Annotated in this window: 12 protein-coding genes; 11 read left to right on the top strand and 1 reads right to left on the bottom strand. The window is 69.7% G+C overall.

Annotated features, from left to right (window positions below):
- Nucleotides 1-9: 9 nt before the first annotated feature.
- The 3 genes from AC3RXZ_RS03420 to serA all read left to right on the top strand — a co-directional run bounded on the left by AC3RXZ_RS03420 (nucleotide 10) and on the right by serA (nucleotide 2,577).
- On the top strand, nucleotides 10-489 hold the full coding sequence (locus AC3RXZ_RS03420) for a hypothetical protein (RefSeq protein ID WP_243225174.1): 480 nt from the start codon (nucleotides 10-12) through the stop codon (nucleotides 487-489).
- Nucleotides 486-848: a hypothetical protein gene (locus AC3RXZ_RS03415; RefSeq protein WP_243225178.1), complete on the top strand. Its 363-nt coding sequence runs from the start codon at nucleotides 486-488 to the stop codon at nucleotides 846-848. Before AC3RXZ_RS03420 ends, AC3RXZ_RS03415 begins: the two co-directional genes overlap by 4 nt.
- 124 nt (nucleotides 849-972) lie before the next feature.
- Nucleotides 973-2,577: a phosphoglycerate dehydrogenase gene (serA, locus tag AC3RXZ_RS03410; protein ID WP_243225181.1), complete on the top strand. Its 1,605-nt coding sequence runs from the start codon at nucleotides 973-975 to the stop codon at nucleotides 2,575-2,577.
- On the opposite strand, the gene AC3RXZ_RS03405 is transcribed toward serA, so the two are convergent.
- On the bottom strand, nucleotides 2,549-3,118 hold the full coding sequence (locus AC3RXZ_RS03405; RefSeq protein ID WP_243225183.1) for a TetR/AcrR family transcriptional regulator: 570 nt from the start codon (nucleotides 3,116-3,118) through the stop codon (nucleotides 2,549-2,551). The genes serA and AC3RXZ_RS03405 overlap by 29 nt on opposite strands.
- A 93-nt stretch (nucleotides 3,119-3,211) precedes the next feature.
- On the opposite strand from AC3RXZ_RS03405, the gene AC3RXZ_RS03400 reads away from it, so the two are divergent.
- The 8 genes from AC3RXZ_RS03400 to gltX all read left to right on the top strand — a co-directional run bounded on the left by AC3RXZ_RS03400 (nucleotide 3,212) and on the right by gltX (nucleotide 12,797).
- Nucleotides 3,212-4,747, top strand: a complete 1,536-nt coding sequence (locus AC3RXZ_RS03400) for an MFS transporter (RefSeq protein ID WP_243225184.1) — start codon at nucleotides 3,212-3,214, stop codon at nucleotides 4,745-4,747.
- 39 nt (nucleotides 4,748-4,786) lie between these two features.
- Nucleotides 4,787-5,836 carry a 3-isopropylmalate dehydrogenase gene (locus AC3RXZ_RS03395; protein WP_243225195.1) on the top strand — a complete coding sequence of 350 codons (1,050 nt, stop codon included), beginning with the start codon at nucleotides 4,787-4,789 and terminating at the stop codon, nucleotides 5,834-5,836.
- Between the two features lie 38 nt (nucleotides 5,837-5,874).
- Entirely contained in the window at nucleotides 5,875-6,969 is a 1,095-nt protein-coding gene (locus tag AC3RXZ_RS03390) for a branched-chain amino acid aminotransferase (RefSeq protein WP_243225201.1), read from the top strand.
- A gap of 344 nt (nucleotides 6,970-7,313) precedes the next feature.
- The gene (locus tag AC3RXZ_RS03385; protein WP_491493172.1) at nucleotides 7,314-8,462 is read left to right on the top strand and encodes a hypothetical protein; all 1,149 of its coding nucleotides are present in this window, start codon (nucleotides 7,314-7,316) and stop codon (nucleotides 8,460-8,462) included.
- A complete protein-coding gene (locus AC3RXZ_RS03380) occupies nucleotides 8,459-9,238 on the top strand; it encodes a fumarylacetoacetate hydrolase family protein (RefSeq protein ID WP_491493171.1) in 780 nt (259 codons plus the stop codon). Before AC3RXZ_RS03385 ends, AC3RXZ_RS03380 begins: the two co-directional genes overlap by 4 nt.
- The gene (locus tag AC3RXZ_RS03375; RefSeq protein WP_491493170.1) at nucleotides 9,235-10,503 is read left to right on the top strand and encodes an MFS transporter; all 1,269 of its coding nucleotides are present in this window, start codon (nucleotides 9,235-9,237) and stop codon (nucleotides 10,501-10,503) included. Before AC3RXZ_RS03380 ends, AC3RXZ_RS03375 begins: the two co-directional genes overlap by 4 nt.
- The gene (locus AC3RXZ_RS03370; RefSeq protein ID WP_491493169.1) at nucleotides 10,500-11,279 is read left to right on the top strand and encodes a class I SAM-dependent methyltransferase; all 780 of its coding nucleotides are present in this window, start codon (nucleotides 10,500-10,502) and stop codon (nucleotides 11,277-11,279) included. Before AC3RXZ_RS03375 ends, AC3RXZ_RS03370 begins: the two co-directional genes overlap by 4 nt.
- A gap of 12 nt (nucleotides 11,280-11,291) precedes the next feature.
- Nucleotides 11,292-12,797: a glutamate--tRNA ligase gene (gltX, locus tag AC3RXZ_RS03365; RefSeq protein ID WP_491493168.1), complete on the top strand. Its 1,506-nt coding sequence runs from the start codon at nucleotides 11,292-11,294 to the stop codon at nucleotides 12,795-12,797.
- Nucleotides 12,798-12,849 lie beyond the last annotated feature (52 nt).

Below are 12,849 nucleotides of genomic sequence, written 5' to 3'. Positions count from 1 at the left end.
GCTGGAGTCATGACATCGGATGCCGAAGATGCGCTCTCCTGGGAGGGCGACGACGATCGACCTCCCAGGAGAGCCTCGCTGCCGCCCGGCTGGAACGCGGTCGGCAAGGGAAGCGACGGCGTCATCACGGAAGGCGAGTCCGCGGAGGCGGACTCCGACGAGCCGCCTGCGGAATCCGACGTCGAGCCTGCGGGGATGAGCACTGCCATGCTGCTGCTCGTCGGCGTCTTCGGGGGGATCTACCTGCTCTACACGGTGGGCTGGGTGATCGGCGGCATCAATATCAAGCCCCTCGCCAACCTCATCGTCTCCGATGCCATGTATCTGCCGTGGTTCGTGCTGGCGATCGCGGCTCCCGCGCTCTGGATGCTCGTGGCGTGGGTGCTGACGCGGGGCCGAGCGGCCTGGGTGCGCGTGCTCCTTCTGCTCGCCGGGGCCGTGCTGCTCGTGCCGTGGCCCTTCGTGATGATGGGAGCGATCGGATCATGACGGAGAACACCTCGTCCGCCTCCGCCGCCGAGACGCGTGGAGGCCCGCGCTGGCTCACCGCGCTCGTGGTCGGCGTGAGCGGTCTCTTCTACGCGTACGCGGTCTGGAACGCGATCGCGCACCTCATCGCGATGGCTCAGCCGGCGGGCCTCACTCCGACCGGCTGGATCACGCTGGTGTTCGGCGCCGTGTTCCCGGCGATCGTCTTCGCGCTGGCCTACGCGATCGGTCGGCGCCGCAACGTCGGCGAACTGGCGCTGGTGATGCTCGCGGGGCTCTCGGTCGTGGCCGTGTTCTGGCTGAGTCTCGTCGGCTACAGCATCCTGAACATGGACGCACTGGTCGTCCTCGACGCCTGAGTCCGAGCTGTCACACGGCGCGGGGCGGCATCCCTGCTCCGGTACAGTGGAACCGATCGCGCCCCGAAGGCGTGCGGCGCATCGATCCCATCCGCGTCGTGACGCCCACCCCGAAGGATCCGCTGTGCCGAAGCCCGTCGTGCTCATCGCCGAAGTTCTCTCGCCCGCCACGATCGAGGCCCTCGGCCCCGACTTCGACATCCGCCATGTCGACGGGACGGACCGGGAGGCGCTGTTCTCGGCCCTGGCCGATGCGGACGCGGTGCTGATCCGTTCGGCGACGAAGGTCGACGCCGAGGCCCTCGCGCACGCGCCCCGGCTGAAGGTCGTCGCCCGCGCCGGCGTCGGCCTCGACAACGTCGACATCAAGGCCGCGACCGCGGCGGGCGTCATGGTCGTCAACGCGCCCACGTCCAACATCATCTCCGCGGCCGAGTTGACCTGCGCGCACATCCTGAGCCTCGCCCGTCACGTTCCGGCGGCGAAGGCGTCGCTGGCGGCGGGGGAGTGGAAGCGCAGCTCCTACACCGGAACCGAGCTGTTCGAGAAGACGCTCGGGGTGATCGGCCTCGGCCGCATCGGCGCCCTCGTCGCAGCGCGCATGCAGAGCTTCGGGATGAAGGTCGTCGCCTACGACCCGTACGTGACGAGCGCACGCGCACAGCAGCTCGGCGTCGAGCTGCGCACGCTCGACGAGCTCGTGGCCGAGAGCGACTTCATCACCATCCACATGCCCAAGACCCCGGAGACCACCGGGATGATCGGGGCGGCCCAGTTCGCCGCCATGAAGAAGACCGGTTACGTGATCAACGTCGCCCGCGGCGGACTCATCGACGAGGAGGCGCTGCACGACGCGCTCGTCGCCGGTGAGATCGCCGGGGCGGGACTCGATGTGTTCACGTCCGAGCCACCGGTCGAGGGCGGATCCGCCCGTGCCCTGCTGGAGCTGCCGAACGTCGTCGTCACGCCGCATCTCGGGGCCTCCACCGACGAAGCCCAGGAGAAGGCCGGTGTGTCCGTGGCCCGCTCCGTGAAGCTCGCTCTCGAGGGCGACCTGGTTCCGGACGCCGTGAACGTGGCGGGGGGCGTCATCGACCCGTTCGTGCGCCCCGGCATCGACCTCGTCGAGAAGCTGGGCCAGGTGTTCAGCGGGCTGGCGTCCTCGGCGCTGACGAGCCTCGACATCGAGGTGCGCGGAGAGCTGGCCGACTACGACGTGAGCGTCTACAAGCTCGCGGCGCTCAAGGGCATCCTGTCGAACGTCGTGAGCGAGAACGTCTCCTACGTGAACGCCCCCCTGTTCGCCGAGCAGCGCGGCATCGAGGCGCGCCTCGTGGTCGAGAAGGAGAGCCCCGAGTACCGCAACCTCACCACGCTCCGCGGCGCCCTCGCCGACGGGACCGTGCTCACGGTGGCCGGCACGCTGGCCGGCACGCGGATGGTGCAGAAGATCGTGGGGGTCAACGGATACGACATCGAGGTCCCGCTCGAGAAGCACCACATCGTGATGCTCTACACGGACCGTCCCGGGATCGTCGCCGTGTACGGCCAGCGATTCGGCGATGCGGGCATCAACATCGCCGGGATGCAGATCGCACGTCGCGAGGCCGGCGGTCAGGCGCTCTCCATCCTCACGGTCGACTCGCGCGTTCCTGACGAGCTGCTGGCCGAGGTCGGCAAGGACATCGACGCCACCGTGATCAAGCAGATCGAGATCGTCGAGGAGTGATCGCGCTCGCTCTGAGCACGAGGTCGATGAGCGCCTGGAGCTCCGGCCCGTGCGGGACGAGGCGTTCCGGCCCGTTCACGTCGAGCGAGTTGTTGAAGTAGAGACCGTCGCTGACCAGCATCACGAGGTCGAGAGCCGTCTCGTCGCGGACGTGAGGGCGGATCGTCTCCGACCAGCGACGGCGCACCTCGCGCAGGGCATCGGATGCCGCGGCATGGCCGCCCTGGGCCAGCCGGGACACGGCGATCAGGGCGCGGTCGAGGGCGTCGTCCTCCATCACGGAAGTGCGGATGTAGTACGCCACCGGACCCTCCGGCGCCTCGGCCATGCGGGCGAGGTCCAGATCGGTCAGATGCTCGAGGCGCTCCACGAGCCCGGCGGACAGATCGTCCTTGGAGCCGAAGTGGTAGAGCAGTCCGCCCTTGGACACCCCGGCGGCCTTGGCCGTCGCCTCGAGCGTCGCGGTGCGCTCCCCGTCGTCGATGAGGATCGCCTCGAAGGCATCGAGCACGCGTTCGCGGGCCAGGGGAGGACGGGGCATCGGGCACCTCTGCTCAGGGCGTGATCAGGTCGACATCTGTTACTATACCAGCCGGACGGTTAAGTAACGTCCCAGAGAGTGCAGAGGTGGAAGATGACCGCGTCGATCCCGGCGACGGAGACAGAGCTGAACGCGCCCCGAGTCGGCGCTCGTGGATGGTGGGCGCTCATCGTGCTCATGCTCCCCGTGCTGCTGGTGTCGGTCGACAACACCGTGCTCAGCTTCGCTCTGCCGGAGATCGCGATCGCGCTGTCGCCCTCCGGCACGGAGCAGCTGTGGATCATCGATGTCTACCCGCTCGTGCTGGCCGGACTCCTCGTGACCATGGGGACCCTCGGCGACCGATTCGGCCGCCGGCGGATGCTGCTGATCGGTGCCACCGGTTTCGCCGCCGTGTCGGCGCTGGCCGCCTTCGCGCCCACCGCGGGCCTGCTGATCGCGGCCCGCGCACTGCTCGGCTTCTTCGGGGCGATGCTGATGCCGTCGACGCTGTCGCTGCTGCGCTCCATCTTCCGCAATCGTGACCAGCGACGCTTCGCGATCGCGGTGTGGGCGTCCGCGTTCTCGGCCGGATCCGCGCTCGGCCCGATCGTCGGCGGGTTCCTGCTCGAACACTTCTCGTGGGGCTCGGTCTTCCTCATCGCCGTGCCCGTGCTCATCCCGCTGCTCATCGCGGCGCCCCTCCTGGTGCCCGAGAGCCGCGACCCGCACCCTGGCCGGATCGATCCGATCAGCATCCTGCTGTCGATGGCGACGATGATCCCCGTCGTGTACGCGATCAAGTCGCTCGCGGTCGACGGTCCGACGTTCGCCGCCGGGGCCTGGGCGCTGCTCGGCGCGCTGATGGGAACCCTGTTCGTGCGCCGCCAGCTGCGCGCGGAGATCCCGATGCTGGACATGCAGCTGTTCCGCCGCGGCTCGTTCTCCGGTGCGATCCTCGTGAACCTGCTGAGCGTCGTCGCGCTCGTGGGCTTCCTGTACTTCGTGTCGCAGCATGTGCAGCTCGTGCTGGGTCTGTCGCCGATGCAGGCGGGGCTCGCACTGGTCCCCGGAATGGCGGCCATGATCGTGGCAGGGCTCACCGTGGTGCCGATCTCGCGCCGCGTCCCGTCCCACATCGTCGTCCCGTCGGCGCTGGTGTTCTCCGTCGTCGGGTATCTGCTCGTGGCCTTCAGCACGCAGGATCACGGGGTGCTGCCGCTGATCCTCGCGTTCGTGGTCCTGGGCATCGGCATCGGTGCGGCGGAGACGATCTCCAACGAGCTCATCCTCTCCAGCGCGCCGGCGGAGAAGGCGGGCGCAGCGAGCGCCGTGTCCGAGACCGCGTACGAGCTGGGGGCTGTGCTGGGCACCGCCGTTCTGGGAGGTCTCATCACGGCCTTCTACCGCGGAGCGCTCGTGATCCCGGAAGGCATCCCCGCCGGTGCCGCGGAGGCCGCCAGGGAGACCCTCGCCGGCGCGTACACCGAGGCTCACCAGCTGCCCGCGGAACTCGGGGACGCGCTGTGGTCGGCCGCGGCATCCGCCTTCGGCTCGGGGGTGACCGTGACCTCCCTGATCGGAGCCGGCCTCGTCATCGTCGCCGGCGTCATCGCGGCCGTCACACTGCGCACGTCGCGCACGCGCTGACCAGTACGCTGGGGAGGAATCCCCGATGCAAGGAGTGTCATGTCGCGTGTCGTGAAGCTGGCCGTCATCCCCGGTGACGGCATCGGCCCGGAGGTCATCGCCGAGGCGGAGCGCGTGCTCGAGGCCGTGACGGCGTCCAGCGACGTGGTGTTCGAGAGGACGCGCTTCTCGCTCGGCGCCGGCCGCTACCTCGAGACCGGCGACACGCTCACGGATGAGGACCTCGCCGCGATCTCGGCGCACGACGCCATTCTTCTCGGCGCCGTCGGGGGACAGCCGGGCGACGAGCGTCTGAAGGGCGCGAACATCGAGCGCGGCCTGCTGCTGAAGCTCCGTTTCAGCCTCGACCACTACGTGAACCTGCGGCCCTCGAAGCTGTACGCCGGAGCACCGGGACCGCTCGCGGATCCGGGGGAGATCGACTTCGTCGTCGTCCGTGAGGGAACCGAAGGCCCGTACGTCGGAAACGGCGGCGCGATCCGCAAGGGGACGCCGCACGAGGTCGCGAACGAGACAAGCGTGAACACGGCGTTCGGCGTCGAGCGGGTCGTGCGATACGCCTTCGAGCTCGCCGAGCGCCGCAACCGCAGGCTGACGCTCGTGCACAAGACGAACGTGCTCGTGCACGCCGGTTCCATCTGGCAGCGGGTCGTGGACGAGGTGGCGCAGGAGCACCCGGAGGTGGCCGTAGACTATCTGCACGTCGACGCGGCAACCATCTTCCTGGTCACGAACCCGTCCCGCTTCGACGTCATCGTCACCGACAACCTCTTCGGCGACATCCTCACAGACCTGGCCGGCGCCGTCACCGGTGGCATCGGCCTCGCCGCCTCGGGGAACATCAACCCGCGAGGAGACTTCCCCTCGATGTTCGAGCCCGTCCACGGTTCGGCGCCGGACATCGCGGGTCAGCAGAAGGCCGATCCCACCGCCGCGATCCTCTCCGTCTCGCTCCTGCTCGACCACCTCGGGCTGCGCGACGAATCCGCCCGCATCAGCCGCGCGGTCGAGGAGGACATCGCCGCACGCCAGGGATCGCGCACCACCGGCCAGACGGGCGACGCGATCATCGCACGGCTTCAGGCGTAGTCTGAGGGCATCGCCCGCATCGAACGCAGGATGTGAACATGACACTGACCGATACCGGACTCGCCCCGCTCGAGTTCTCCGTGACACGCAATCTCGCCGCCAAGTCCGCGGCTGAGCGTGAAGAGCTGCTCAAGGACCCGGGCTTCGGCACGGTCTTCACCGATCACATGGTCGACATCTGCTGGTCGGCCAAGGGCGGCTGGCATCGCCCGCGCGTCCAGCCGTACGGCCCGATCCCGCTGGACCCTGCCGCGGCCGTCCTGCACTACGGGCAGGAGATCTTCGAAGGGATCAAGGCCTACCGGCACGCGGACGGGTCGGTCTGGACCTTCCGGCCGGAGAAGAACGCCGAGCGCCTGCAGCGCAGTGCCCGCCGCATGGCGCTGCCGGAGCTGCCGACCGAGTACTTCCTGCAGTCGCTGCGCGAGCTGATCGCCGTCGACGGCGCCTGGACGCCGTCCGGGGCCGACCAGAGCCTCTACCTGCGGCCGTTCGAGTTCGCCAAGGAGGCGTTCCTCGGCGTGCGCCCCGCGCAGAAGGTGGCCTATTACCTGATCGCCAGCCCCGCCGGATCGTACTTCAAGGGCGGCGTCAAGCCCGTCCGGATCTGGCTGTCCGAGACGTACGCGCGCGCCGGCAAGGGCGGGACCGGGGCGGCGAAGACCGGTGGCAACTACGCATCGAGCCTCCTTCCGCAGGCCGAAGCGTACGACAAGGGATGCGACCAGGTCGTCTTCCTCGATCAGGACGGCAACGTCGAGGAGCTCGGCGGCATGAACGTCGTGTTCGTGTTCAAGGACGGGCGCGTCGTGACGCCGGAGTCGGACAGCATCCTCGAGGGCATCACGCGGGACTCGATCCTGCAGCTCGCGGAGGACCGCGGTCACACGGTCGAGCGCCGGCCCGTCTCCCTGCAGGAGTGGCGCGACGGCGTGGCGTCCGGCGAGATCGTCGAGGTCTTCGCGTGCGGCACGGCGGCGGTCGTGACGCCGATCGGTGCGCTGGTGACGGCGGAGTTCGAGGAGAGCCAGCCGACCGGCGACCTCGCCCTGTCGCTGCGCGAGGAGCTCACCGACATCCAGTACGGTCGCCGCGAGGACAAGCACGGCTGGCTGCTCCGCCTGGACGCCTGACCGCTCGACACGTCCTCGCGCACGACCCTGGACGCGCGCGCCCGGACGCCCCGGTCTCGGACGTCCCCGTCCGGACCGTGCCCCGGACGCCCCGATCCCGGACGCCGCGATCCCGGACCCACTCCATCCTCCAGACCTCTCCCCATTTCCGGGAGACCTCTCGTTATTGACGAAACCCCGTCGTATTCACGTGACTACGACGGGGTTTCGTTGCTGAGGAGAGGTCTGTCGCGGGTGCGAACTCGCCCTGCACAGATCGGCGATTCGGATGACTTCGGGACCCGAGCGTGCCGGACCTGTGGATGAGAACCGATCGGCTCTCCCGTTTCACGCACCATGAGGGCATGGGCAAGCGGATCACCGTCGAGGACGCGGGCAACCTGCTGCGCGATCGCTCCCAGCTGCTGGACACCGGGTTGACCGATCGGATGCTGGAAGGACTCGTGCGCGAGGGGAGGTTGATCCGCGTTCATCGAGGACAGTACGTCGACGGGGCGACCTGGCGGTCGCTCTGGGAGGAGGGAAGGCATCTCCTCCGCGTCTTCGCCTTCGCACGTTCGAGTCCGAGCGCGGTGTTCACCCATGCATCGGCTGCCGCGCTCTGGGGTCTGCCGCTCTACGGAATGCGGGACGACTTCGTGCACGTCCTCATCGCCGGGTCCCGTCACTCACGGCGAGCGCCAGGGGTCATGCGTCACGCGCTCGTCGTCCATGAGGACGACATCACGATCCGGCACGGACTCCGCTGCACATCACTGGTCCGGACAACGTTCGACCTGGCCCGCACCCTTCCGCGCGAGGGCGCACTCGCCGTCGGTGACGCCGCCCTCGGTGCGGCCGCGGTCTCACACCATGTGCAGGATGCCGAGCGGGCCGCGCTCTGGCGGGACGATCTTCTCGCTCGATGCGGCACCGGTGCTCGGGGCGTGCGCCAGGCGCGCTGGGTCGCGCGACTCGCGGATGGACGCGCGGAACTGCCGGGAGAGAGCGTGAGCCGCCTCCGTCTGCATCAGCTCGGCTTCCGCGACGTCGCGCTTCAGGTGCCCGTGACGGGACCCGCGGGTGACGAGTACTTCGTCGATTTCGGGTTTCCGGGTGCGCAGAAGTTCGGCGAGTTCGACGGGGAGGCCAAGTACCTGGAGCCCGACCTGCGCGCTGCGTCGACGACCGCCGAGGCGGTTCTGGCCGAGAAACGTCGCGAGGACGACGTGCGCGGCGTGACCGGCTGGGGTTTCGCGCGATGGGGGGCACGCGCACATCCGGACCGTGGAGTCGCTCGGTTCTCGGCTCGCCGCCTTCGGCATCCATCCCTCCCGCTGAACGCTGCCCCGATTGCCCCGACCGCATCCCGACCGCACACAGACCTCTCATTGCCGACGAAACCCCGTCTTGTCGACGTGGATATCGAGAGGTCTCGTGAACCAGGAGAGGTCTCGGAGATGGGGGAGGGGGCCACCACCGGCAGCCGCGGGCTGAGTAGGCTGGTCGGGTGAAGATCGCTCGGTTCAGCCACAACGACGCCATCCGCTACGGCATCCTGGACGAGGGGGAGCTCGTCGTCCTCGCCGGCGACCCCCTGTTCGCCGGCTTCGACACGACGGGTGAGCGTGTTCCGCTCGCCGATGCAGCGCTTCTCGCGCCGGTCATCCCGCGGTCCAAGGTCGTCTGCGTGGGCAAGAACTACCACGATCACGCCAAGGAGATGGGCGGTGAGGCGCCCGAGGAGCCTCTGCTCTTCCTCAAGCCGAACACGTCCGTGATCGGTCCCGGCGACGCCATCGTCCGTCCCGTCGCGCTCTCGGAGCAGACGGACTTCGAGGGCGAGCTCGCTGTCGTGATCGGCCGCATCGCCAAGAACGTGCCCGCTGAGCACGCGCTGGAGTACGTCTTCGGCTACACCGTGGCCAACGACGTCACGGCCCGCGATCTGCAGCGCCGCGACGGGCAGTGGACCCGCGGCAAGGGCTTCGACACCTTCTGCCCGCTCGGTCCCGTGATCGAGACCGAGTTCGACGCGGATGCCGCGACCATCGCCACGCGCGTGAACGGCGAGGTGCGCCAGCAGGCGCCCCTGACGGACATGATCCACTCGGTCTCCGACATCATCGCGTACGCCTCGGCGGTGTTCACGCTGCTTCCCGGCGACGTCATCCTCACCGGAACGCCCGCCGGCGTCGGCCCGTTCGCCGCGGGGGACACCGTCGAGGTCGAGGTCTCCGGCATCGGCGTCCTGCGCAATCCCGCGCGCGACGCGGCACCCGCGGCATGACCGTCCTGACGGCGGCCGAGCAGGCGGTCGTCCAGCGCCGCACCGTCCTCATCCTGTCCTTCGGTCAGGTGCTCGGCGGCATCGCCTTCGGTGCGACGGTGTCCCTCGGCGCCCTGCTGGCCGCCGACATCTCCGGAGACGATGCGCTGTCCGGACTCGCGACGGCATCCGTGACGCTGGGAGCGGCACTGTGCGCCATCCCGCTCGCCCGGATGGCCAGCCGCGTGGGCCGTCGACGGGCGCTCACGCTGGGGAACCTCTTCGCGCTCGTCGGGATCGGCATCGTGATCCTGGCGGCGGCCCTGCGGATCTTCCCGCTCCTGCTGGCCGGAATCCTCCTCATCGGCGCGGGCAACGCGGGCAACCTGCAGTCCCGCTTCGCCGCGACGGACCTCGCCGCCCCGCGGCATCGCGGCCGTGACCTGTCGATCGTCGTCTGGGCGACGACCATCGGCGGCGTGGCGGGCCCGCTCCTGCTCGGCCCCGGCGAGATCGTCGGGCAGGCCATCGGGATGCCGCCGCAGACCGGCTCCTATCTGTTCTCGCTCATCGCCCAGTCCGCGGCGTTCGTGCTGTATCTCGTGGCGCTGCGCCCGGACCCGCTGCTCGCAGCGCAGAGGTTGAGCCGGGATGCCGCGGCCACCGCATCCGCGCTCGCGGCCGTCGACCGGCCCGTCGTCGCGCGCTACGCGGTCTTCGCGATCGCGGGGTCGCACGTGGTCATGGCGTCGGTGATGGCGATGACGCCGATCCATCTGTCCCACATGGCCCAGGGCATGCACGGCGGTCATGCGACGAGTGCCGACGTCTCGCTGCTGGTGGGCGTGACGATCGCGCTGCACGTCGCCGGGATGTACGCGCTCTCGCCGGTGTTCGGCATCCTGGCCGACCGCTGGGGGCGACTGCGCGTCGTGCTGCTGGGCCAGGCACTGCTCGCGGCATCCCTCGTCTTCGCGATCGCATGGAACGATCAGGCCTGGGGTGTCATGACCGCGCTGATCCTCCTCGGACTCGGCTGGAGTGCCGCGACCGTCGCCGGGGCAGCGCTGCTCACCGAGGCATCCGCTCCGGAGCTGCGCACCCGCCGGCAGGGACGCAGCGATTCCCTGATGAGCCTGTCCGCCGCTGCCGGTGCCGTGCTGGCGGGCGTCGTGCTGTCGAACTTCCAGTACGCGGGCCTCGGCGTCGCGGCGTTCGCGCTGGTGATCGCCATCACGGCGCTGTCGCCGTACGGCCGGATGCCGCGCGTGGCCGAAACCCGATGAAGACGTGGTCCGGCACCGGTGAGGCGTACGCCGCATCCTACGCGGCCCTGTGCGCCGGGACGGAGGACGCGGTCCTCGCCGCGGTCGGACCGGGTGCCGGACGGGCGGCCGTCGACGTCGGAGCCGGGACCGGCTCGCTGGCGGCGCGTCTGCGCGACGGCGGCTGGGACGCGGTGGGCGTCGAACCCGAGCCCACGATGCGCGCTGTCGCGGCGCGCACCCATCCCGGCATCCGGATCGTGGACGCCGCCCTGCCGCACGTGCCGTACCCGGACGGCGTCTTCGATGCGGTGACGGCGAACTTCGTCCTCAACCACGTCGCCGATCCGCGCGCGTCGGCGGCGGAGCTCGCGAGGATCGCGGTGCCGGGCGGCACGCTCGTGGCGACCACGTGGGTGCGTTCGCCGTCGTGGTTCTGGCTGGAGGTCTGCACGCGTGCGGGACTCGAGCCGCCGACAGGCGAGCGGCTGCCCCCGGAGAAGGACTTCGACCGGTCCACGTCCGGGTTCGCGGCCATGCTGGGAGAGGGGCGCTGGCGCGACGTCACGACCAGCGAGGTCACCTGGATCTGGCGGGTCGCTCCGGAGATCCTGTGGGCGTCTGCGGAAGGGGGTGTGGCCTCCGCAGGCGCCTTCTACCGGGCGCTGGACGCCGAAGGCCGTGGCGCCTTCCGACGGGGATTCGATCTCGTCGCCGCTGAACGCTCCGAGGGCGACGCCGTTCCGCTCGAGCACACCGCCGTCGTCGCCGTCGGTGCGGCACCCCCGTCCCCGTAGAATCGAAGGGCTATGGCTACTCCGCACCCTCTCACCACGACCGCCAGTGGTGCCGACGTCCGTGTCCGCTTCTGCCCCTCTCCGACCGGCCTGCCGCACGTCGGCATGGTGCGCACCGCGCTGTACAACTGGGCGTACGCCCGGCACAACGGCGGCAAGCTCGTGTTCCGGATCGAGGACACGGATGCCGCGCGGGACAGCGAGGAGAGCTTCCGCCAGCTCGTCGACGCGCTGACGTGGCTGAAGATCGACTGGGACGAGGGGGTCGAGGTCGGCGGCCCGCACGCGCCGTACCGCCAGTCGCAGCGCCACGACATCTACCGCGAGGTCATCGACAAGCTGCTCGCCACCGGGGCCCTCTACGAGAGCTACTCGAACGCCGAGGAGATCGACGCCCGCAACGAGGCCAACGGCCGCGCCAAGCAGTTGGGCTACGACAACTTCGACCGCGACCTCACCGAGGAGCAGAAGGCGGCGTTCCGCGCCGAGGGGCGTCAGCCGGCCCTCCGGCTCCGCGTGCCGGACGAGGACCTCACCTACGTGGACCTGATCCGCGGTGAGGTGACGTTCCCGGCGGGCTCGTTCCCGGACTTCGTCGTCGTGCGCCCCAACGGCGTGCCGCTGTACACGTTCGTGAATCCGGTGGACGACGCGCTGATGGGCATCACGCACGTCCTGCGCGGCGAGGATCTCATGCCCTCGACCGCTCGTCAGCTGTCGCTGTACGCGGCGCTCATCGAGGCCGGCGTGACGTCGTTCGTTCCCCGCTTCGCGCACATGCCGCTGGTGCTGGGGGAGACCGGCAACAAGAAGCTCTCCAAGCGCGACCCGCAGGCCGACCTCTTCCTGCACCGCGAGCGCGGGTTCATCCACGAAGGGCTCCTGAACTACCTCGCGCTGCTGGGCTGGTCCATCGGTCCTGACCGCGACGTGTTCTCCCTCGAGGAGTTCATCGCGGCGTTCGACATCGAGAACGTCAACCCGAACCCGGCGCGCTTCGACCAGAAGAAGGCCGAGTCCATCAACGGCGACCACATCCGGATGCTGGACGAGAAGGACTTCGCCGAGCGGATCGTGCCGTATCTCGCCGCTGCGGGCCTCTTCGACGAGCCGACACATGAGCAGCTCGTACTGGCGTTCCGTGCGGCGCCGCTCGTGCAGGAGCGCGTCCAGCTGCTGGGGGACGTGCCCGGAATGCTCGGCTTCCTGTTCGCGGACGAGGTGTCGTACGACGCGGATGCCCTGAAGGGCCTGCCGGCGAACGCGGTCGAGGTGCTGCAGGCGTGCGTCGCGGCGCTCGAACCGCTGACCGAGTTCACGCCCTCGGCGATCCAGGATGCCCTGGCGAAGGCCCTGGTCGAGGATCTCGGGCTGAAGCCGCGTGTCGCGTACGGTCCGCCGCGAGTGGCGATCACCGGTCGCCGGGTGTCGCCCCCGCTGTTCGAGTCGATGGAGCTGCTCGGCAAGGACGCGACGCTCGCACGTCTGCGCGCCTTGTCGCAGATCCTCGCCGCCTGAGCAACCCCCTCGGCGACGCGGTCGCCTCGTCGTAGCCTGATCCTCCCGTCCG

The organism is Microbacterium cucumeris (assembly GCF_058349845.2).
This window is presented reverse-complemented; position numbering and strand designations above follow the sequence as displayed.

Coding starts and splice junctions, on each gene's coding strand:
- AC3RXZ_RS03420 (WP_243225174.1), top strand. CDS start 10: ATGACATCGGATGCCGAAGATGCGCTCTCCTGGGAGGGCGACGACGAT.
- AC3RXZ_RS03415 (WP_243225178.1), top strand. CDS start 486: ATGACGGAGAACACCTCGTCCGCCTCCGCCGCCGAGACGCGTGGAGGC.
- AC3RXZ_RS03405 (WP_243225183.1), bottom strand. CDS start 3,118: ATGCCCCGTCCTCCCCTGGCCCGCGAACGCGTGCTCGATGCCTTCGAG.
- AC3RXZ_RS03400 (WP_243225184.1), top strand. CDS start 3,212: ATGACCGCGTCGATCCCGGCGACGGAGACAGAGCTGAACGCGCCCCGA.
- AC3RXZ_RS03395 (WP_243225195.1), top strand. CDS start 4,787: ATGTCGCGTGTCGTGAAGCTGGCCGTCATCCCCGGTGACGGCATCGGC.
- AC3RXZ_RS03390 (WP_243225201.1), top strand. CDS start 5,875: ATGACACTGACCGATACCGGACTCGCCCCGCTCGAGTTCTCCGTGACA.
- AC3RXZ_RS03385 (WP_491493172.1), top strand. CDS start 7,314: ATGGGCAAGCGGATCACCGTCGAGGACGCGGGCAACCTGCTGCGCGAT.
- AC3RXZ_RS03375 (WP_491493170.1), top strand. CDS start 9,235: ATGACCGTCCTGACGGCGGCCGAGCAGGCGGTCGTCCAGCGCCGCACC.
- AC3RXZ_RS03370 (WP_491493169.1), top strand. CDS start 10,500: ATGAAGACGTGGTCCGGCACCGGTGAGGCGTACGCCGCATCCTACGCG.
- gltX (WP_491493168.1), top strand. CDS start 11,292: ATGGCTACTCCGCACCCTCTCACCACGACCGCCAGTGGTGCCGACGTC.